Source organism: Mycobacterium malmoense (assembly GCF_019645855.1).
Classification (GTDB): domain Bacteria; phylum Actinomycetota; class Actinomycetes; order Mycobacteriales; family Mycobacteriaceae; genus Mycobacterium; species Mycobacterium malmoense.
The window spans coordinates 2417951-2439021 of sequence record NZ_CP080999.1 but is presented as its reverse complement, the minus strand read 5'-3'; the positions used below and the strand labels follow the sequence as shown (position 1 = coordinate 2439021).

16 protein-coding genes are annotated in these 21071 nt (G+C 66.8%); 5 read left to right on the top strand and 11 right to left on the bottom strand.

Annotated elements, in window-relative coordinates; all coding sequences use genetic code 11:
• Positions 1-746: 746 nt before the first annotated feature.
• Entirely contained in the window at positions 747-1001 is a 255-nt protein-coding gene (locus tag K3U93_RS11355; RefSeq protein WP_071509451.1) for a hypothetical protein, read from the bottom strand.
• Between K3U93_RS11355 and K3U93_RS25480 the strand changes: the two genes are divergently transcribed.
• On the top strand, positions 996-1442 hold the full coding sequence (locus tag K3U93_RS25480; protein ID WP_083011201.1) for an integrase core domain-containing protein: 447 nt from the start codon (positions 996-998) through the stop codon (positions 1440-1442). The genes K3U93_RS11355 and K3U93_RS25480 overlap by 6 nt on opposite strands.
• On the opposite strand, the gene K3U93_RS11345 is transcribed toward K3U93_RS25480, so the two are convergent.
• From K3U93_RS11345 to K3U93_RS11325, 5 genes are all read right to left on the bottom strand, one after another.
• Complete coding sequence (locus tag K3U93_RS11345) at positions 1380-2999, bottom strand: PE family protein (RefSeq protein WP_071509452.1); 1620 nt, start codon at positions 2997-2999, stop codon at positions 1380-1382. The genes K3U93_RS25480 and K3U93_RS11345 overlap by 63 nt on opposite strands.
• 531 nt (positions 3000-3530) lie before the next feature.
• Positions 3531-6017, bottom strand: coding sequence for a phenylalanine--tRNA ligase subunit beta (gene pheT / locus K3U93_RS11340; protein WP_071509453.1), 2487 nt, complete (start codon positions 6015-6017; stop codon positions 3531-3533).
• Positions 6017-7060 carry a phenylalanine--tRNA ligase subunit alpha gene (gene pheS / locus K3U93_RS11335; protein ID WP_071509454.1) on the bottom strand — a complete coding sequence of 348 codons (1044 nt, stop codon included), beginning with the start codon at positions 7058-7060 and terminating at the stop codon, positions 6017-6019. Before pheS ends, pheT begins: the two co-directional genes overlap by 1 nt.
• A gap of 192 nt (positions 7061-7252) precedes the next feature.
• Complete coding sequence (locus tag K3U93_RS11330) at positions 7253-8074, bottom strand: rhomboid-like protein (RefSeq protein WP_071509455.1); 822 nt, start codon at positions 8072-8074, stop codon at positions 7253-7255.
• A gap of 18 nt (positions 8075-8092) precedes the next feature.
• Positions 8093-9013, bottom strand: a complete 921-nt coding sequence (locus tag K3U93_RS11325) for an adenylate/guanylate cyclase domain-containing protein (protein ID WP_071509456.1) — start codon at positions 9011-9013, stop codon at positions 8093-8095.
• 204 nt (positions 9014-9217) lie between these two features.
• Between K3U93_RS11325 and K3U93_RS11320 the strand changes: the two genes are divergently transcribed.
• Complete coding sequence (locus K3U93_RS11320) at positions 9218-10312, top strand: oxygenase MpaB family protein (RefSeq protein WP_420915389.1); 1095 nt, start codon at positions 9218-9220, stop codon at positions 10310-10312.
• A gap of 4 nt (positions 10313-10316) precedes the next feature.
• On the opposite strand, the gene K3U93_RS11315 is transcribed toward K3U93_RS11320, so the two are convergent.
• The 4 genes from K3U93_RS11315 to infC form a co-directional block, all read right to left on the bottom strand.
• Positions 10317-11102 carry a TrmH family RNA methyltransferase gene (locus K3U93_RS11315; RefSeq protein ID WP_139797067.1) on the bottom strand — a complete coding sequence of 262 codons (786 nt, stop codon included), beginning with the start codon at positions 11100-11102 and terminating at the stop codon, positions 10317-10319.
• A 17-nt stretch (positions 11103-11119) separates the two neighbouring features.
• Positions 11120-11515: a 50S ribosomal protein L20 gene (gene rplT / locus K3U93_RS11310; protein WP_071509458.1), complete on the bottom strand. Its 396-nt coding sequence runs from the start codon at positions 11513-11515 to the stop codon at positions 11120-11122.
• Positions 11516-11576: 61 nt separating this feature from the next.
• Positions 11577-11771: a 50S ribosomal protein L35 gene (gene rpmI / locus K3U93_RS11305; RefSeq protein WP_071509459.1), complete on the bottom strand. Its 195-nt coding sequence runs from the start codon at positions 11769-11771 to the stop codon at positions 11577-11579.
• A 35-nt stretch (positions 11772-11806) separates the two neighbouring features.
• Positions 11807-12415, bottom strand: coding sequence for a translation initiation factor IF-3 (gene infC / locus K3U93_RS11300; protein ID WP_083011248.1), 609 nt, complete (start codon positions 12413-12415; stop codon positions 11807-11809).
• Positions 12416-12899: 484 nt separating this feature from the next.
• Between infC and lysX the strand changes: the two genes are divergently transcribed.
• The 3 genes from lysX (at position 12900) to K3U93_RS11285 (ending at position 18030) form a co-directional block, all read left to right on the top strand.
• Positions 12900-16202: a bifunctional lysylphosphatidylglycerol synthetase/lysine--tRNA ligase LysX gene (lysX, locus tag K3U93_RS11295; protein ID WP_071509461.1), complete on the top strand. Its 3303-nt coding sequence runs from the start codon at positions 12900-12902 to the stop codon at positions 16200-16202.
• A gap of 76 nt (positions 16203-16278) precedes the next feature.
• Positions 16279-17748: an alpha/beta hydrolase gene (locus K3U93_RS11290; RefSeq protein ID WP_176220009.1), complete on the top strand. Its 1470-nt coding sequence runs from the start codon at positions 16279-16281 to the stop codon at positions 17746-17748.
• A 24-nt stretch (positions 17749-17772) separates the two neighbouring features.
• The gene (locus K3U93_RS11285; RefSeq protein ID WP_071509463.1) at positions 17773-18030 is read left to right on the top strand and encodes a PspA/IM30 family protein; all 258 of its coding nucleotides are present in this window, start codon (positions 17773-17775) and stop codon (positions 18028-18030) included.
• 42 nt (positions 18031-18072) lie between these two features.
• Here the strand turns inward: K3U93_RS11285 and uvrA are convergent, their stop codons facing one another.
• On the bottom strand, positions 18073-21000 hold the full coding sequence (gene uvrA / locus K3U93_RS11280) for an excinuclease ABC subunit UvrA (RefSeq protein ID WP_083011202.1): 2928 nt from the start codon (positions 20998-21000) through the stop codon (positions 18073-18075).
• Positions 21001-21071 lie beyond the last annotated feature (71 nt).

Genomic DNA, 21071 nt, shown 5'->3' with positions numbered 1-21071 from the left:
CACACAAGCGATTCCGAAAACAGTTGTTTTCAGCAGGATTCGGCGCGTCTGCGTACTATCCAGGCGACCGATCGACGCGCCCGCGACCCCGGGACCCGGCTCTATCCGAGGGCGTCAGCCCAGGAGTGACCGTCGACACACCGCCGCCGATGGACCGCCTTTGCCTGCCGACACACGACGCGGCAGCAGGATACCCGACGACCGCAAATACGTTGCTTAGGATACTTTAAACCACAAATCGGCTGTACTGCAGGCGTTTTGGTCGGTATCCGGACGGGGGTCGGTTGTACTCTTTTTCCGCCCGGCGCACCCGGCTTGACAAGAGTCGTCCGCGGTGTCCGGTGGCAGACCTGTGCCATCCATTAAACGCAGGCTTAGCCGATAGACGAAATGCTCAGTGCAGCAAGCATTTTGGTGAGCCGTCGCTTGTAGCTAAGGTGGCGTTTGGCGGGTACGGCGATGCCGGTATTGGTAAGTGCCCCAACGGCATTGGCCCGCCTCGATCGATAATGCCGGTCGACGAATTCTCAAGCCTGTCAAGGTTGGAGAGGAACAAGGCATCGACGCTCGGGGGCGCGTTGTCAGAATTCCCTCGGCGTTGATCCGAACCCGACGTGGCCCAGCCATTACGGGACTACACGGTGTGATTGCCGCCGCAAGCTCTGACCCATAACTCAGTAGGCCGGGAATGAGCCCGCCGATTTGCGTACCCGGGAGCGGACCCAGAACGTCGCTAAGCACGGGACTTAGCGGCGCGAGAAGCTCGCCCAGGGGTCGTTGAGGTGATGGAGAACATCGCCTATGTTCACCGTCAGCGGCGGCAGGTTTAACAGCGTTTGGCCATTGAGGAAGCCGTTCGCGACGACGGCGGGAGCGTCAAGAATTGCGGCGGCTGCCGACGCATTTCCGTTTTGCACCGCGCTGCCGAATGCGACTGCGCTCGAATTGAGCGCGCTTAGTGCGTTGATTGGTGCCCCTACCCCGTCGAAAACGAATTGCAAAGGTCCGCCTACAAGACCGAGTTAATCAACCGCGGCAGACCGTGGCGCTGCATCGACGACGTCGAGTTCTCGACTGCCGAATGGGCGGCCTGGTACAACCAGGAACGCATGCACCAAGCCCTCGGCTATTCCACCAGCCGAGTACGAGGCCGCTCTCACCGACGCCTTACACCCCATGAGCCAGCCAACCCCGGCCCTTACCACACAAATAGGAACAAAACCTGGGGTACTTCAGTCCGCTGCGAAACCTTCACCGACGTCACCGACCTTCAGGACGCGATCCGCGCCTACATCGACAGCTACAACCAACACGCCAAACCATTCACCTGGACCAAAACACCTGACGAACTACTCGCCAAAAATCAACAACACGCGACACTAGCCGATGGGTGTGATGTCCGCCGCGAGTTCGGGCCCAATGCTCAGCAGGCCGGGAATTAGGCCGCCGATTTGCGTGCTGCCGGCAGCAAACGGACCGCCACCGACAACAAAAGGAGTACTCAGAGGAGTGAGGAGCCCGCCCACAGGGAGCTCAGTCGCAAGTGAGAGGCTAAAGCCAAGACCCGCTACGTTTGCTATCACCGGTGGCAGGACTATCAGCGCGTTTATATCAAGACCGTTGCCGATCGGCACCGCCTGGCCATTGAGGAAACCATTCGCGACATAGGCTGGCGCGTCGAGGAGCGCTGTGGCGGCCGCCGACGCGTTTCCAGCTTGCGCCGCGGTGACAAACGCCACCGCGCTGGAATTGAGCGCGCTCAGCGCTTGGGCGGGCGCACCTATCGCGTCAAACACCAACGCCAAAGGCAACCCAAAAGTGGTCACGAGACTACCGGTAGCCGTCGTCCCAAAGTTCGTGAGTGCGCTGAACACGTTAGTGAAGTTCTGCGCTATCTGCGCGGGGATAGAGCCCGGAGGCAGCAAGTTGGTCAAGCTCTGCGCCATCTGCCCGGGAAGGGCGAAGATGGGTGCCAGATCCCCCAACGGGCCAAGCGGAACGACCGGAACAGGTGTCGTCCCCGCGAGTTCCACGGTGATGGGCTGGAAACCAGGCAGGAAGGCATTTTGCAGGGTCTGTTGAATCTGGCCGTATGCGCCGATGTTGTTGCCCACCAACAGGTCCTGGAAGGCTGCCTGGAAGCCCGCCGGCAAGGTCTGCACTCCGGTAATGGTGTCCACGGCAGCGTTGTGCAGCGACGTCACCACCGTCTGGGCGGTGCTGATCTGACCATTGACGAACTGCTGCGCCAAAGCCCCAGGGTTAAAGGTCGACGCGCCCTGAATGGCAAGTTGGATGTTCGCCGGCACGTTCGCAGGGAAACCCTGGAGATCAACTGCGACCCCGTTCAAGAACGTCTGCGCGAAGCCCTGCTGGTTGGTGATGATCTGTTGCACGAACGGGAAGGGGTCAGCAGTGAAGGTAGTTCCGATGGCTTGCAGGTTGGTGCCCGTATTGGCGACGAGCGCTTGGTATGGGGCGGAGACACCGGTCCAGAACTCGTTGATGCCCTGAATCAGCGTGGGCGCGGCAGCGGGTGCGCCGGCCGCGGCTCCCGTCAGGGCGCCGAAGCTCTGGCCGACCTGGCCGGCCAGCTGCCCAACGGTCGCCTCGCCACCGGCAATGGCACCGCCGAGGTTCTGACCGATGTTGCCGAGCGCGCCGCCGAGTAGCGACTGGGCAGGCGCATCCACCCCGCCCAGTACGGCCTGCCCGGCGTTGGCGGCCTCGGCGCTCGCGTAGGCGCCCGCGCCGGCGTTCATCAATGACACGAATTGCTGATGGAACGTCTGCGCCTGGGCGCTTAGGGCCTGGAATTCCTGGCCCATGTTCCCGAACAACGAAGCGATCGCGATCGACACTTCGTCCTGCGCCGCGGTCGCGATCCCGGTCGTGGGACCAGCCGCGGTTGCCGCAGCCTCGGCCAGCGACGAGTGAATGCCCGCAAGATTCTGGGCCGCACCTTCGACCAAGTCCGGCATTGCGATCACAAACGACATTTCCACCCTCTCCTCGGGCCACTAAATGCGATGACCAGTGGTCATCATGTTCGACATAAGTACGCCAGGGCCCCGCGCACACGTGTGCACGAGGCCCCCCGGACTCTATGGTGTTGCCGGTTACCGGCCGGAAAGTTACCGACCAGTAACTATGACAGGCACGAGCTTAACGAACAGCTGATCGGATGCAAAGTGACAACCAGCGTTTTCACAGACTTTACCGCGGTTCGAGGTAGCCTCCGCGCGCCGCACGTCAAAAACCGCAGTTCGGATGTGCCGCAGAGCGGGCGCGCACGAATCGGCACCAGACAGGCGCGATCGTGGGCGGCTCGTCGTCGCCTGGGAAAGGAGCCTATTCGGCGCCCACTGCCGGGGCGCCCCCTAGCCGTTGGGCCGCCTCCGGACGAATGCTTGCCAAGCCCCTGGATCGCTTGGATCAGCTCCATCGCGATCTCCGTCGACCGGTTTGCTGATGACCAACGGTCACACGGCATCGATCAGGCGTGAGCCGAGAACGGGGTGGTGCCGCCGTTAGGCGCGCAATTCGGCGCCGACCGCCTCAGCCGCGCGCCGCACCGCGGCATCGCGGGCCGCACTGGCGTCGTCTTCGGTCAGCGTGCGATCCGGTGCACGGAAACGCAGGGCGAAGGTCAGCGATTTGCGATCCTCGCCGACCTGTGGGCCGGTGAAAACGTCGAACAATTGGATGTCCTCCAGCAGTTCACCGGCGCCCTCGCGAACGGCATCGGCCACCGCCTGGGCGGGTATATGAGTGGAAACCACCAGGCTGACGTCCTGGAACACGGCCGGAAATGGCGACACCCTCGGCGCCGGGAATGCCTCGACGATGGGAACCGCATCGAGGTTCAACTCCATCGCGCAGGTGCCATTGGGCAGTCCCGAGCGCTCGATCACGACGGGATGCAGCTGGCCGGCGTGACCGACGACTGCTTCCCCGACGAGCACTTCGGCGCACCGACCCGGATGCCACGGCAGGTATCGCGCCGCCCGGAGAGCCACGTCAATCCCGCTGGCGCGCGCGACGATTCGCACCGCCTCGAACGCGTCGGCGGCTTCGGCGCGCCGACCGGGGCCCCAGGGGCCTCTGGGTTCGCGCAGACCGGTCAGCACCGCGGCGACGTGCTGCGGTTGCCGGGGCAACGACGCGTCCAGCATCGCGATCTCGGTAGCGGTGGGCCGGCGGTGGACGGGGATGAGCTCGACGGCGCGGGTCTCCTCGGTCGGCTGAACCACCTGCGCCAGGGCGTACAGCGCGACGTCGGTGAGACCTCGGGATACGTTGCGCGCCAACGACTCTAGCAATGCCGGCAACAGCGTGGTGGCCAGCTGCGGACGGTCGGCTTCCAGCGGGTTGAGCACGTGCGTCGTCGTGCGTCGCGGGTCATCGGCCGGCAGTCCCCAAAGGTCGAACACGCCGGCGGGCAAAAACGGGGTCGGCAGGACCTCGACGTAACCGGACTGGGCCAGCGACTTGCCGACGGCACGGCGACGCTTCTGCACGGCCGTGAATCCCCGTCCTGCAGGAGCCGATGGCAGCACCGACGGGATGGCCTCCAGGCCCTCCAGCCGCATGACCTCCTCGACGAGGTCGGCGGGCTGCAACAGGTCGGGTCGCCAACTGGGCGGCGTCACGGTCAACGTGGCGCCGTCTTGGACCACCACGGCGCCGATTTGGGTCAGCCGCCGCGCGGTCGTGCCCCGGGCATAGGACACCCCGGCGAAGCGGTCCGGCAGGTCGACGGCGATCCGGATCGGCGGTGGCGACCAGTCATCACGCGGCGGGTCACCCCGCCAATCGGTCAAAGTCGGAGCCACCGCTCCCCCGGCGATCTCGGCGAGCAGCGCGGCACACCGGTCCAGCGCGGCGACCGAAATCGCCGGGTCCACCGCACGCTCATAGCGACGGGCGGCCTCGCTGGGCAGGTGCAACCTGCGTTGCGTGCGTGACACCGCGGCCGGGTCCCACACCGCGGCCTCCAGCAGCACGTCGGTGGAATCCGCGCGCACCTCGGTGCTCGCCGCACCCATCACACCGCCGATCGCCGCGGTGGCCACGTCGTCGACGATGAGGACGTCGGCCGGATCGAGCCGGCGCTCAACGTCATCGAGGGTGACGACGGTCTCACCGGGGTGAGCGAACCGCACGCTGAGGCCGCCGCTGATGCGGTTGCGGTCGTGGGCGTGCATGGGATGGCCCAGTTCCAGCATCACGTAGTTGGTGACGTCCACGGCCGGCGAGGTCGCGCGGATGCCGGACAGCAGCAGCCGGCGCTGCAGCCACCACGGTGACACGGCGGCGGGGTCGATCCCGGTGACCGGGCGCAGCGCGAACCGGCGAACGCCGGTTTCGGCTTGCACCGTCAGCGGCCACGCCGCTCCCTCGACCGGCAACGCCTCGATGCCCGCCGGGTCGACGAAGTCCAGGTCGTACGCGCACGCGATTTCGCGGGCCAACCCACGCACCGACATGCAGTAGCCCCGGTCGGGGGTGATCGCCAGGTGGAAGACCACGTCGCCGAGTCCCAGCACCCCGGCACCGTCGGCTCCCGGTGCGGCGGTTCCGGGCGGCAACACCAGGATCCCGGAATGGTCTGCGCCCAAACCGAGTTCGGCCGCCGAGCAGATCATGCCGTCGGAGTTACGGCCATAGGTCTTGCGGGCCGTGATGGCGAAGCCGCCGGGCAGCGTGGTGCCCGGCAGCGCCACCACGACCAGGTCGTCGACCACGAAGTTGGTTGCCCCGCAGACGATCTCGCGGTCTTTGTGCTCGCCGACATCCACCAGGCAGGCGCGGATCGGCTTCTTGAAACCGGTGAGCTCTTCGATGGCGGTGACCCGCCCCACGGTCAGCGGGCCGTCGACCGGGCCGAGGGGGACGACCTCCTCGACCTCGTGGCCGATGCGCACCAGTGTCTGCCCGAGGTCACCGGCGCCGACATCCCAGCCCGGGGCGCCGGCGTTCAAGACCTCGCGCAGCCAGCTGTAGGCAACGCGCATCAGCCACCCACCCCAAACGGTAAGGAGAACCGGATGTCTCCCTCGACCATGTCGCGCATGTCGGGGATCCCGTTGCGGAACTGCAGGGTGCGTTCCAGGCCCATTCCGAACGCGAAGCCGGAGTAGACTTCGGGGTCAATTCCCGCGGCGCGCAACACATTTGGATGTACCATTCCGCAGCCTCCCCACTCGACCCAGTCGGCGCCACCCTTCTTGTTGGCAAACCAGACGTCGACCTCGGCCGACGGTTCGGTGAACGGAAAGAAGTGGGGCCGGATCCGGGTGCGCGCGGAAGCACCGAACTCAGCGCGCGCGAACGCGTCCAACGTTCCCCGCAGGTGCGCCATGGACAGGCCGCGGTCCACCGCCAGGCCTTCGACCTGATGGAAGACGGGCGTGTGGGTGGCGTCGAGTTCGTCGGTGCGGAAGGTGCGGCCGATCGAGATGATGTAGACGGGCGGCTCGTGCGCCAGCAGGGTGCGCACCTGCACCGGTGAGGTGTGGGTGCGCAGCAGCTGCCGCGAATCCTCCGGCGCGATATAGAACGTGTCCTGCTCGCTGCGGGCCGGGTGGTCGGCGGGGAAGTTGAGAGCGTCGAAGTTGAACTGTTCGGTTTCGACCTCGGGCCCCTCCGCCAACTCCCAGCCCATCGCGATGAAGGTATCGGCGATGTGCTCGGCCAATATCGTGATCGGGTGCCGGGCGCCGGGCGGCTGCCGAGTCGACGGCAAGGTGACGTCGATGCCCTCGGCGACCAGCACCGCGGCGTCGCGCTCGGCGCGCAGCGTCGTCAGCCGTTCGTCGTAGCTGCGCTGGACGTCGCCGCGTGCGGCGTTGACGCGCTTGCCGGCGTCGGCGCGCTGGTCCGTGGGGACGGTGCCCAGCGCTTGCCGCGCCAGTGCCAGCGGTGAGCGGTCACCGAGGTGCTCGATCTTGACGCGTGCCAGCGCGTCCAGATCGTCGGCGAGCGCGATGGCCTGCCGGGCGGCGTTGACGGCCTTGGCCAAGGCTTCCGGCGACAGGTCGACGGGTTGATCACCCACGCGGCGACACTCTCCTTGCTGACGAGGCTGTTCGGGGGCGGGCTCAATTCACCCGACTCCTCCTCGCTCCGCTACGCGGAGCGCATCGTCGCCGGGCGGGCTGGCTGACTACGAGCGTGACGCAAGTGCCGATCATAGGTGATCCGGTGTGCGGTGCTTCGGCGCGCGCTTGAAAGATGGCCGACGAAATGGCTAGCCGGTCATGACCGGCTGCGGACGGGTCAGCGCGTTGCGGTCACCCGCGGGCAGAATCGGCAGCACGCTGCGGCCCGCGGTGAGTTGGGCGACCTTGTAGGCCGCCAACGCGCCCAGGACACCGAACGCCGGCGCGGCGGCCATCGTCCCCCACTGGTGAGCCAGCATCAGGAAACCGAACCCCGAGGAGGCCACCAACATCAGGCACCGCACCGGCGTCCAGTGGATCGGCTGCCGGAACCGGGCGGACACCAGCACGCCCAGGATCACGGCGACGGTATGACCGGCATCGGTGAAGTCGCCGCCGATGATCGCCGCGGCCAGGCCCGCCGATACCCACCAGCCGACCCAGGCCGCCCGCCAGCGCCCGGGAATCACCGCCGTCATCGCTCCAAGCACCGCAAGGGCGCCGTAGCTCATTCCGACGTCGCTGGCTCGGGTGATCGACAACGGCAGCCAGCCGAACTCGACCGCCCCGGCGAGTGCGGCGGCCACCAACAACGTCGCGCCGATGTGGCCGACCAGAAATGCCGCCACCAGCCGGATGGTGCGCAGATGCAGCTCCGCGAGTGCAAGCAGGCAGGTCAGGAAGGGCGGCCAAAAGTACAGCGGGCCAGCGTCGACGACCAGGGCGCTGCCCAACAGGGTTCCCAGGTGTCCGCGGGCCAGGTTGTGCAGGTTGGTGCTGGCGCGCTGGACGATGACGTCGTGCACGTGCGGGCCAAGCGCCAGGATGGCGCAGCTGATGGCAAGCACAATCGCGACATATCCCACCGTGAACCGAACCCGGGCAAGCCGGGAGAAGATGCCCCCAATCATTGGCATCCATTATGTCGACTAATTCGTTTCGGAAGCGTGATCAAACGCTGTCAACTCCCTAAGAGTCTTGAGCCGATATATTCCCAGGTCCGCGGGGACCCCAGCGGTTTTGTGGGCGAACACGGGTTTGCGTGCACGTTTGGCGACGACGCCCAGTGCGTCCAGTTCGCTTTGCGGTATCAGGTCTAACGTCGAGCTCGACACCATGATTCCGCCCTTGGTGGCGCGTTCCATCACGCGAGCGGCGATGTTGACGTCGACACCGAGCCAGTCCGCGGCCATTCGCTGGGGCCGCCCGGTGTGGATCCCCACCCGCATTCGCGGTGTATAGCCCGCGACCTCAACCGATTTCAGCGCCTCCTTGGCGGCCAGCACCGCCCGCACGGCGACCGTCGGATCGCGGAACACCGCCATGATCCCGTCGCCCATGCGTTTCACAATGTGCCCGCCGGCGTCGAGCAGCGGCGGCTCGATGGCCCGCGCCACCTGTCGCAGCAGGGCCAGCGCCGCCTCGTCACCCGCCTCCAGCGACCACCCCGAGAACCCGACGAGGTCGGTGAATACCAGCGTCACCTCCGGGTTTGCCGGCCGTCGGGACACCGCCTCGGTCATCGCCTGCCACACCTGCAACACACCGAGGCTGACCTCGCGCGACGCCGCCTCGCGATCCCCCAGCAGCCGGTCGGCGGCCCGCGCGGCGGCGCGCGGACCACCCTCGCCCGCGGTGGACAGCGGGTCGCCGAACTCGGGATCTCCGGGCAACAGCCGTCGCGCCCGCCGGATCAACGCCACGACGCCGGGGCTGTGATTTGTCGTGTGCAACCACTGCGCCGCGGTGTGAATTGATACCGGAGAGCGCCGTCTTGAGACCGGGGGCGCCAGGGTGGTCACCGATTTTTCGGGCTCGCCCGGGTCCGGATCGCGAGGCGCGAGTTCCACGTCGCCAGGTTAGGCGGTTTCCGCGGAGGCGGGCAATGACAGTCGTCGCGTATGTGTCACATCTCGCAACAAGCGAGCCTGCTCACGACCTGATTACTACCGGGCCACACTGCTGTGGAAAGTCGGTAACACCGCATGGCGCCATCCCCGAAATCGTAGACAACGTGCGTTGTCAAAGCTTATCGTGAGGAGCAGGAGGCCGAGATGACTGCCAGCACAACGATATCCGGGATATCCGGGACATCCGGGACATCCGGCGATCCGCTCGGACCCGACTCGCTCACCTGGAAGTATTTCGGTGACCTCCGCACCGGAATGATGGGCGTGTGGATCGGCGCGGTCCAGAACATGTATCCGGAGCTGGGCGCCGGTGTCGAAGAGCACTCCATCCTGCTGCGCGAGCCTTTGCAGCGGGTGGCGCGGTCGGTGTACCCGATCATGGGGGTGGTCTACGACGGCGACCGGGCGGCCCAGACCGGCCAGCAGATCAAGGGCTACCACCGCACCATCAAGGGCGTCGACGCCACGGGCCGTCGCTATCACGCGCTGAACCCGGAAACCTTCTACTGGGCGCATGCCACCTTCTTCATGCTCGTCGTCAAGGTGGCGGAGTACTTCTGCGGAGGCTTGACCGAAGCCGAGAAGCGCCAGCTGTTCGACGAACACGTGCAGTGGTATCGCATGTATGGGATGAGCATGCGGCCGGTCCCCAAATCGTGGGAGGAATTCCAGCAGTACTGGGACCGGGTCTGCCGCGACGAGCTGGAAATCAACCAGGCGACGCTGGACATCTTCCAGATCCGGATTCCCAAGCCGAAGTTCGTGCTGATGCCGACACCGATCTGGGACCAATTGTTCAGGCCGTTGGTGGCCGGTCAGCGCTGGATCGCGGCGGGGCTATTCGAGCCCGCGGTGCGTGAGAAGGCGGGAATGCACTGGACACCGGGCGACGAGGTGTTGCTGCGCCTGTTTGGCAAGCTCGTCGAGCTGGCATTTCTGGCGGTTCCCGACGAAATCCGGCTGCATCCGCGCGCGCTGGCCGCCTACCGCCGCGCCCAGGGACGGGTTCCCAGCGACGCGCCGTTGGTCGAGGCACCGGCATTCATGGCGCCGCCGCGCGACCGCCGCGGGCTGCCGATGCATTACTTTCCCCAGGGGTCCCACCCCTTCGTCCGCTCCCCCCTTGACCCCGCCCTCCAACCCGCTCGAGCCCTCATGGAACGCGCCGGCTCGCTGATGCACGGCACGTTCTCGCTGGCCGGCCTGCGCCCCGCCCGCGGCCGTAAAAAAGCGGCGTAAGCCGTTAAGGCGGCTCGAGCAGACCCAGAGCCTGCGCGCTCTGGTAGAGGCAGATTGCCGCGGCGGCGGCCACGTTCAGGCTCTCGGCACCGCCGGACATCGGGATGCGCACGCGCCGGTCTGCGGCGTCGGCGACCTCGGCCGACAAGCCGTGTGATTCGGTCCCGAACAACCAGGCCGTCGGCGCGGCGAGGTCGGCCTGGTCAAGGCGCACCTTCGCGTCGACCGTGGTGGCCAAGACTTGCAGGCCGGCGCCGCGCAGCGCGGTGACCGCGGCGCGGGTGTCGGGCGCGGCGACGACGGGGATCGAGAACATGCTGCCGGCCGACGCGCGCAGGCACTTGCCGTTGTACGGGTCGACACTGTGCCCGCCGAGGATCACCGCCGCCGCGCCCATGGCGTCGGCGATGCGGATCAGCGTGCCGGCATTGCCCGGCTCGCCGATCTCGACGGCGACCGCGATCAGCCGAGGCGAGCCGGCCAGCACATCCTCCAGCCGGGTTGCGGGCATGTCGCAAACCCCTACCAACCCCGTCGGAGTGACGGTGTCGGAGAGCGCTTTTGCGGCCCGCTCGGTTACCAGATGGATCGGACAGCGCAGCGCGCCCAGCAACGGCGCGTGCCGCTCCGCGGCGAGTTCGGTGACGAACACGTCGCGGACCAACCCGCGAGCCGAGGCGGCCTCGACCAGGTTGGGGCCTTCGGCGAGAAATCGGCCCGCCCGCCGACGGCCGACGTGTCGATGCAATTTGACCGCCGCGGCCACCCTGGCCGAGCGTTCGGTGAGCACCGCCGGCATGGTGGCGGCTAGGCAGCCTCTCCGGAATCCGAGGGCGCGTTGACGTCCTCGGGCAGTGCCGCCCGGGCGACGCCGACGAGCGCCGTGAATGCCGCGGGATCGGTGATCGCGATGTCGGCCAGGTTCTTGCGGTCCACGTCTACACCCGCGGCCTTGAGGCCCTGGATCAGCCGGTTGTAGGTGATGTCGTTGGCGCGGGCGGCCGCGTTGATCCGCGAGATCCACAGTTTGCGGAACTCGCCCTTGCGCGCACGGCGGTCGCGGTAGGCGTAGTTCAACGAATGTAGTTGCTGCTCTTTGGCTTTGCGGTAGAGCCGGGATCGCTGGCCGCGATAGCCTTTCGAGGCCTTCAGGACGCTGCGCCTCTTCTTGTGGGCGTTGACCGCCCGCTTCACGCGTGCCATGGATGTTCCTACTCTCGTTCAGGCAGTAATGGTCTGGAAAAGGTCTGAGCCGGTGCGGTGGTCAGCCGTTCAGCAGCGCGTTAACGCGCTTGGTGTCGTTGGCCGATACCACGGTGCGCCCGTCGAGCCGCCGGGTTCGTTTGGTCGGCTTGTGCTCGAGCAGATGCCGCCGATTGGCTTTCTGGCGCAGGATTTTCCCGGTCCCGGTGCGCCGGAACCGCTTTGAAGCCCCGCTGTGGGTCTTGGCTTTGGGCATGTTTCCTCTGGTTTCCTCTGGTTCTCGCTGTCAGGTCAGTTCGATGAGGGGCTGGCGTCGGCGGCCGCGTCGGAATCCGATGCCGCGCCGCCCCCCGGCGCTTCGGGGTGCCGCGCCTTGGCGCGCGTCTTTGCGCCGCGATGCGGTGCCAGCACCATCGTCATGTTGCGGCCATCCTGCTTGGCGGACGTTTCGACGAATCCGTATTCGGCGACGTCCGCACCCAGCCGCTGGAGCAATCGATAGCCCAGCTCGGGCCGCGACTGCTCACGTCCGCGAAACATGATGGTGACCTTGACCTTCGACCCCGCCTCCAGGAAGCGGATTACGTGGCCCTTCTTGGTCTCGTAATCGTGATCGTCGATTTTCGGTCGCAGCTTTTGTTCCTTGACGACGGTCTGCTGCTGGTTCCGGCGGGATTCGCGCGCCTTTTGTGCCGCCTCGTACTTGAACTTGCCGTAGTCCATGATCTTGCAGACCGGCGGTCTGGCGTTCGGGGCAACTTCCACGAGGTCGAGATCGGCGTCCGCGGCGACGCGCAGTGCGTCTTCGATGCGTACGATGCCTACCTGCTCCCCCCCTGGACCAATCAATCGGACTTCAGGTACGCGGATGCGCTCGTTGACGCGGGTCTCAGTGCTGATGGGGCCTCCCTTGTTGGGCTTCTGTTGTCCTCGCGGCCAGTCCCTTGGCCCGTCCGGGATCAGTGGTGAAAAGGCCACACCATCAGCAAAAAGGCCCTGCACAAGCAGGGCCCAATGCCGACCGATCGCGGCTCGAAACTGGTCAAGCCGCCCGCGCTGCCGCGGAACGGGCATTACATGATGCCCATGACCGGACCGAATAGCCTTGAGAAAGGGCCGAGCCTTCATCGTGGCTAGCGGTGGGAGTGGGACTCCACTTACTGTCCCCGGCCTGCGCCGGGATGGTCGCAGTCGTTAGTTTAGCAGCCCATAGGGCCCCTTCCAGCACTTCTGAGCGCGGACGGGCGTCCGGCGTCCTTTACACCAGTTCAGCAAACCTTTCCAACTGGTCTGCGTAACTCTTGGCGCTTCGCCAGGACTTTCACGGCTTGAGGGCATATCCTCGCGGTCTGTGACACTCGCTACGTCTCGCTCGGGGCCTCGTTTGGGCAGCCGGTCGAGCTCCCGGTATCGCTGGGTACCGGCGGCGGCCGGGTGGACGGTTGGCGTCATCGCCACCGTGTCACTGGTCGCCAGCGTGTCGCCGCTGATCCGGTGGCTGATCAAGGTGCCGCGGGAGTTCATCAACAACTACCTGTTCAACTTCCCCGACACCAGCATCGCGTGGTCGTTCGTGCTGGCGTTGCTGGCCGCGGCGCTCACCGCCCGCAAACGCGTCGCCTGGCTGCTGCTGCTCGGCAACATGGTCCTTGCCGCGGTGCTGAACGCCGCCGACATCGCCGCGGGCCACAACACCGCGGCCGAAACCTTCGGCGAGAACCTCGGTTTCGCCGTCCACATCGTCGTGATCGTCCTTCTGGTCTTGGCCTATCGGGAATTCTGGGCCAAGGTCCGCAACGGCGCACTGTTCAAAGCGGCCGGGGTGCTGATCGTCGGCGACGTGATCGGCATCCTGTTGTCGTGGGGTCTGGTCGAACTGTTCCCCGGATCGCTTGCGCGCCAGGACCGCTTGCCCTATGTGGCCAACCGGGTGGTCGGATTCGCGCTGGCCGATCCCGACCTGTTCACCGGCAAGCCGCAGGTTTTACTCAACGCGATCTTCGGGTTGTTCGGCGCGCTCGCGCTGATCGCCGCGACGATCGCGCTGTTCCAGTCGCAGCGCGCCGACAACGCGCTGACCGGCGAGGACGAGTCCGCCATCCGCGGGCTGCTCGAGCTGTGGGGCAAGAACGACTCCCTGGGTTACTTCGCCACCCGTCGCGACAAGTCGGTGGTGTTCGCGCATAGCGGCCGCGCCGCCATCACCTATCGCGTCGAGATTGGCGTCTGCCTGGCCAGCGGCGACCCGGTGGGCGACCCGCGGGCATGGCCACAGGCCATCGACGCGTGGTTGGGGTTATGCCAGACGTACGGCTGGGCGCCCGGCGTCATGGGCGCCAGTTCCCAAGGCGCCCAGGTGTTTCGCGAGGCCGGCCTCAACGCCCTCGAACTGGGTGACGAGGCGATTCTGCGGACCTCCGATTTCAAGCTGTCCGGCCCGGACATGCGCGGGGTGCGCCAGGCGGTGACGCGGGCGCGCAGGGCCGGCCTGACGGTGCGCATCCGGCGACACCGCGACATCTCCGCCGACGAGATGGCCGACACCATCGCGCGCGCCGACGCCTGGCGCGACACCCAAACCGAGCGGGGCTTTTCGATGGCGCTGGGCCGGCTCGGCGATCCGGCCGACGGGGACTGCCTGCTGGTCGAAGCGATGGACCGCGACGGCCACGTGATCGCGATGCTGTCACTGGTCCCGTGGGGAACCACGGGCGTCTCCCTGGACTTGATGCGCCGTTCCCCGCAGTCCCCGAACGGCACCATCGAACTCATGGTGAGCGAGCTCGCCCTGAACGCCGAAACCATTGGCATCACCCGCATTTCACTGAACTTCGCGATGTTCCGGTCCGCCTTCGAGCAGGGCGCCCAGCTCGGCGCCGGCCCGGTCGCGCGACTGTGGCGGGGGCTGTTGCTGTTCTTCTCGCGGTGGTGGCAGCTGGAGACGCTGTACCGCTCCAACATGAAATACCAACCCGAGTGGATTCCCCGCTACGCCTGCTACGAGGACGCGCGCTTGATTCCCCGGGTCGGGGTCGCCTCGGTGATCGCGGAGGGTTTCCTCGTCTTGCCGTTCAGCCGGCGGGACAAGGTGCACACCGGGCATCACCCCGCCGTGCCGGCCAGGCTGGCGGAGTCCGGGCTGCTGCATCACGACGGGTCGACGCCCGACGTGAGCGGGCTGCGACGCGGGGCCAGCGCCGCCGAGGCCGAGGAGTCGAGATCCCGTCTGCCGGAACAGGTCCGGGTGCGCCTGGCCAAGCTGAAAACCTTGCAGCGCAACGGTGTTGACGCCTACCCGGTGGGATCCCCGCCCAGCCATACGATCGCCCGGGCGCTAGACGCGGACGACCAGGAAACCGTCTCGGTGGCCGGCCGGATATTGCGGATCCGCGACTACGGTGGCGTGCTGTTTGCCCAGCTGCGTGACTGGTCGGGCGAAATGCAAGTGCTGCTGGACAACTCGCGCCTGGAGTGCGGCCGCACCGCCGATTTCACCGCGGCCATCGATCTTGGTGACCTGGTCGAGCTGACCGGGCACATGGGCTTTTCCAAGAACGGAACCCGCTCGCTGATAGTGCGCGACTGGCGGATGATCGGTAAGTGCTTGCGCCCGTTGCCAAACAAGTGGAAGGGGCTGACCGACCCGGAGACGCGGGTGCGCACCCGCTACGTCGACCTGGCGGTCAATACCGAGTCGCGCGAACTGATCAAGGCCCGCAGCAGCGTGTTGCGCTCGGTGCGGGAAACGCTGTTCGCCAGGGGGTTCATCGAAGTCGAGACGCCGATCCTGCAGCAGATCCACGGCGGAGCCACCGCCCGGCCGTTCGTCACCCACATCAACACCTATGACATGGACCTGTTCTTGCGCATCGCGCCGGAGCTTTACCTGAAGCGGTTGTGCGTCGGCGGCGTCGAGCGGGTGTTCGAGCTGGGCCGGGCCTTCCGCAACGAGGGTGTCGACTTCAGCCACAACCCCGAGTTCACGTTGCTGGAGGCCTACCAGGCACATGCCGACTACAAGGTGTGGATCGACGGCTGCCGTGAGCTCATCCAGAACGCCGCCCAGGCGGCTCACGGTGAGCAGACCGTGTTGCGGCCCCGCGGTGGCACCGGCGCCCGCCTGGAACCGGTCGACATCTCCGGCGCCTGGCCGGTCAAGACCGTTCACGACGCGGTCTCCGAAGCGCTGGGAGAACACGTCGACCCCGACACCTCCCTGGCCGCGCTGCGCAAGCTGTCCGACGCCGCGCACATTCCGTATCGCGCGCATTGGGATGCCGGCGCGGTGGTTCTGGAACTCTACGAGCACCTGGTCGAGGACCGGACCGAGCAACCGACCTTCTACATCGACTTTCCGACCTCCGTGTCACCGTTGACCCGGCCGCACCGCAGCAAGCCCGGCGTCGCCGAGCGGTGGGACCTGGTGGCGTGGGGCGTCGAGCTGGGCACCGCCTACAGCGAGCTCACCGACCCGGTCGAGCAGCGGCGCCGTCTCCAGGAGCAGTCGCTGCTGGCCGCCGGCGGGGATCCCGAGGCGATGGAGCTCGACGAAGACTTCCTGCAAGCCATGGAATACGCGATGCCGCCCACCGGCGGGCTCGGTATGGGCATCGATCGACTCGTCATGCTCATAACCGGCCGCAGCATCCGCGAGACACTGCCATTTCCGCTGGCCAAACCGCATTAGCCGGGCCCGGTGCTGCCAGGCATTCCACAGCGAACATTCGGTAAAAATGTTCCAGGACGGTTAACAATGGATCACAATGAATCACGTGACAGCGTCGACGACCGTCGCCACGGCGCAGTTGCTCGCAAGTAGTCATACATCCCTGATGCACGGCTGGGTGCCCACGACCATCCAGGCCGTCGCCGCCGTCGCGCTGACGCTTGCCGTGGGCTGGCGGTCCCGTCGTTGGCGGACGATCTGGCTGCCGGCGGCCGCCCTGGTCGGCGGCGCCATGGCCTATGGGACGCACTGGTACATCGTCGACCGGGGTCTCTCCGATGACCCGGCACCGCCGGCGCTGTGGCTCTGGATCACGATGACCGGCATGGCGGCGACGGTGCTGGTTTTGGGCTGGCGCGCCGCACCGCCGTGGCGGCGTGGCGTGACACTGCTTGCCGTGCCGTTGTGTTTGCTCTGCGCGGCGCTGGCGCTCAACCTGTGGGTCGGCTACTTCCCGACCGTGCAGGCCGCCTGGAGCCAGCTCACCTCCGGCCCGCTGCCCGATCAGACCGACCGGGCCAGCGTCACCGCGATGGCCGCCAAACGTGCCCGGCCACCACACGGCAGCGTGGTACCGGTGGTGATCCCTTCGGACGCATCACATTTCAAGCACCGCGGTGAACTGGTCTACCTGCCGCCCGAATGGTTCACGAGCAGCCCCCCGCCGCCGCTGCCGACGGTGATGATGATCGGGGGACAGTTCAACACACCCGCGGACTGGACGCGCGCGGGCAACGCGATCAAGACAATCGACGACTTCGAGACCACGCACAGGGGCAAGGCGCCGGTGCTGGTGTTCGCCGACTCCGGAGGCGCTTTCAACAACGACACCGAATGCGTCAATGGAGTCCGCGGAAATGCGGCCGACCACCTGACCAAAGATGTTGTGCCTTATATGATTTCGAATTTCGGCGTCAGCCCCGACCGGTCCAACTGGGGCGTTGCCGGCTGGTCCATGGGCGGGACTTGTGCCCTGGATCTGACCGTCATGCATCCCGACATGTTCAGCGCGTTCGTCGACATCGCCGGCGACTTCTTCCCGAATGCCGGAAACAAGGCACAAAGCATCGCCAGGCTGTTCGGCGGAAACGCCGACGCCTGGGCCGCATTCGACCCGACCACCGTGATCAGCCGGCACGGCCCGTACCGCGACGTGGCCGGATGGTTCGCGATCTCCTCGGACGGCCCGCCGGCGCCACGGCGCGACTACGCGACGCGTCTGGTTGGTCGCGACGCCGCCGCCGACCCGGGCAACCAGACCGCAGCCGCCTATTCGCTGTGCGCGCTTGGCCGTGCCAACGGCATCGACTGCGCGGTCGTTCCCCAGCCGGGTAAGCACGACTGGCCTTTTGCGGACCGGGCTTTCGCGGCCTCGCTGCCCTGGCTGGCCGGCCGGCTGGGCACTCCGGGGGTTCCGCGGATTCCGTTGCCCGCCGCGTCCCCTCCGTCCGTGGTCGCCGCGCCGGTCGTGGTCCCGGCCCAGCGCTCCAACACCCCTGCCAGATAACCCGGGCCGCAGTAGCGTGGCGGCATGCCCGACGAACCACTGACTCCCGGCGCTCCCTGCGCCGGCCAATCCGATCCCGGGTACGACAGCGCCGGTGTACCGACCTTCGAATCGGTCCGCGAGAAAATCGAAACCCGGTACGCGACGGCGCAGGGTGCGGCGGAACTCGATGCCGAGACGGCGGAGGGACGCTCCGTCGAGGAGCTGTACGACGAGCGTCAGCGCGCGGCCGCCGAACGGTTGGCGCAGATCCGCCAGTCGATGCGCTCCGAGGAGGGTTGAGGGGCTGATCGACGCTGCGCGACGCCGCGCCGCGGCGGTCCGTCAGGCGGTGACCTTGCGCCGCCGGTCGGAACGCTGCCGCGGGCGGGCCCGGGCCCCTATGCCCGGGACCTCGGCGAGAAACTTCCCGGTATAGCTTTCCGGCACCGCCGCGACGTCCTCCGGGGTGCCCTCGGCGACAACGGTTCCGCCCTCGGCGCCACCCTCGGGCCCCATGTCGACGATCCAGTCAGAGGTCTTGATGACGTCCAGGTTGTGTTCGATGACGATGACCGTATTGCCCTTGTCGACAAGGCCGTTGATGACGTTCAACAGCTTGCGGATGTCGTCGAAATGCAGTCCGGTGGTGGGTTCGTCGAGGATGTAGATGGTGCGCCCGGTCGAGCGCTTCTGCAGTTCCGCGGCCAGCTTGACGCGCTGCGCCTCACCGCCGGACAGCGTCGGAGCGGGTTGGCCCAGCCGGACATAGCCCAGGCCGACGTCGACGAGGGTGCGCAGGTAGCGGTGGATCCCGGTGATCGGCTCGAAGAACTCCGCGGCTTCCTCGATCGACATGTCCAGCACTTCGGAGATGGTCTTGCCCTTGTAGTGCACCTCGAGGGTTTCGCGGTTGTAGCGGGCGCCATGGCAGACCTCGCACGGCACGTACACGTCGGGCAGGAAGTTCATCTCGATCTTGATGGTGCCGTCACCCGTGCACGCCTCGCAGCGGCCGCCCTTGACGTTGAACGAGAACCGACCCGGTTGGTAGCCCCGGACTTTGGCCTCGGTGGTGGCCGCGAACAGCGTGCGGATCTTGTCGAACACCCCGGTGTAGGTGGCCGGGTTGGACCGCGGCGTGCGGCCGATCGGCGACTGGTCGACGCGCACCAGCTTGTCCAGATAGTCGAGCCCGGTGACCCGGGTGTGGCGACCGGGGACCTGCCGGGCGCCGTTGAGCCGGTTGGCCAGCACCGCGGCCAGGATGTCGTTGACCAGCGTCGACTTGCCCGAACCGGACACGCCGGTGACCGAGGTCAGCACGCCGAGCGGAAACGACACGTCGATGGCCCGCAGGTTGTGCTCGCGGGCGCCGACGACCGTCAGCCGCCGGCGTCTATCGATGGGGCGCCGGATCGCGGGGATCTCGATGCTTTCCCGGCCCGACAGGTAGGCCCCGGTGATCGACTCCTTGTTGGCCAGCAGCTCGCCGTGGGTTCCGCTGTGCACGATGCGGCCGCCGTGCTCACCGGCCCCCGGGCCGATGTCGACGATCCAGTCGGCGTGCGCGATGGTGTCCTCGTCGTGCTCGACGACGATCAGCGTGTTCCCCAAATCCCTTAGCCGCGTAAGCGTTTCGATGAGGCGACGGTTGTCGCGCTGGTGCAGCCCGATCGACGGCTCGTCCAGCACGTAGAGCACCCCCACCAGGCCGGACCCGATCTGGGTGGCCAGCCGGATGCGTTGGGCCTCACCGCCGGACAGCGTGGCCGCGGCGCGGGACAGCGACAAATACTCCAGCCCGACGTCGAGCAAAAAGCCCAGCCGCGACTGGATTTCCTTGAGCACCTGGCCCGCGATCGCTTGCTCGCGCGCACCAAGAGTGAGCCCGTTCAGAAAGTCGGCGCAGTCGGAGATCGACAGCTCGCAGACCTCGGCGATGGACTTCGCGCCGCGCTCACCCTTGGACTCCCCGGCCAGCGTCACCGCCAGGATCTCCGGCTTGAGGCGGGTGCCCTCACACACCGGGCAGGGCACGTCGCGCATGAAACCCTCGTAGCGTTCCTTCATCTGCTCGGACTCGGTCTGCGTCATCTTGCGCTGCAGGAACGCCAGCACGCCCTCGAAATCGGCGTAGTAGGACCGGGTGCGGCCGTACCGGTTGCGATACCGCACATGCACCTGATGATCGGAACCCTCGAGGATCGCTCTGCGGGCCTTGGCCGGCAGCTTGCGCCACGGCGTGTCGACGTCGAACCCGAGCTCCTCGCCGAGCCCGGCCATCATCCGGGTGAAGTACTCCGCGGTGTGGCCGTTGGACCATGGCGCCACGGCGCCGTCGGCCAGCGTGCGCTCCGGGTCGGGCACCACCAGATCCGGGTCGACCTCCTTGCGGATGCCCAGGCCGCTGCACTCGGGGCAGGCGCCGTAGGGCGAGTTGAACGAGAACGACCGCGGTTCCAGGTCGTCGACGGCCAGGGCATGCCCGTTGGGACAGGCCAGCTTCTCGGAGAACCGCTGCTCCCGGTGATGATCGGGTTCATGGGCTTCGTGATCCGGAAACTCCAGCACCACGATGCCGTCGGCCAGGCTCAGCGCGGTTTCCACCGAATCGGTGAGCCGCTGCTTGGCGGTGGCCTTGACGGTAAGGCGGTCCACCACGACCTCGATGTCGTGCTTTTCCTGCTTCTTCAGTTTCGGTGGATCGGTCAGCGGATGCACGACGCCGTCGACCCGCACCCGGCTGTAGCCCTGGGCGTTGAGCTTCTCGAACAGGTCGGCGAATTCGCCCTTGCGGGTGCGCACCACCGGCGCGAGGACCAGGAACCGGGTGCCCTCCGGCATCGCCAGCACCTGGTCGACGATTTGCTGCGGCGTCTGCCGGGCGATCCGCTCACCGCAGACGGGGCAGTGCGGTGAGCCCGCCCGGGCGTACAGCAGCCGCAGGTAGTCGTAGACCTCGGTGATCGTTCCGACCGTCGATCGCGGGTTGCGGTTGGTCGACTTCTGGTCGATCGACACCGCCGGGGACAGACCCTCGATGAAGTCGACGTCCGGCTTGTCCATCTGCCCGAGGAATTGGCGGGCGTAGGCCGACAGCGACTCCACGTAGCGGCGCTGGCCCTCGGCGAAGATGGTGTCGAACGCCAGCGACGACTTGCCCGACCCGGACAGCCCGGTGAAGACGATCAACGAGTCGCGCGGCAGGTCGAGGTCGACGCCGCGCAGGTTGTGCTCGCGGGCGCCCTTGACGATCAGGCGGTCAGCCAACGCTGCCCCTCTCACTAAAGCTCTTACGTGCCGGAAGCGGTTCCCAGAACGGGATCGCGCACGGCGCATTC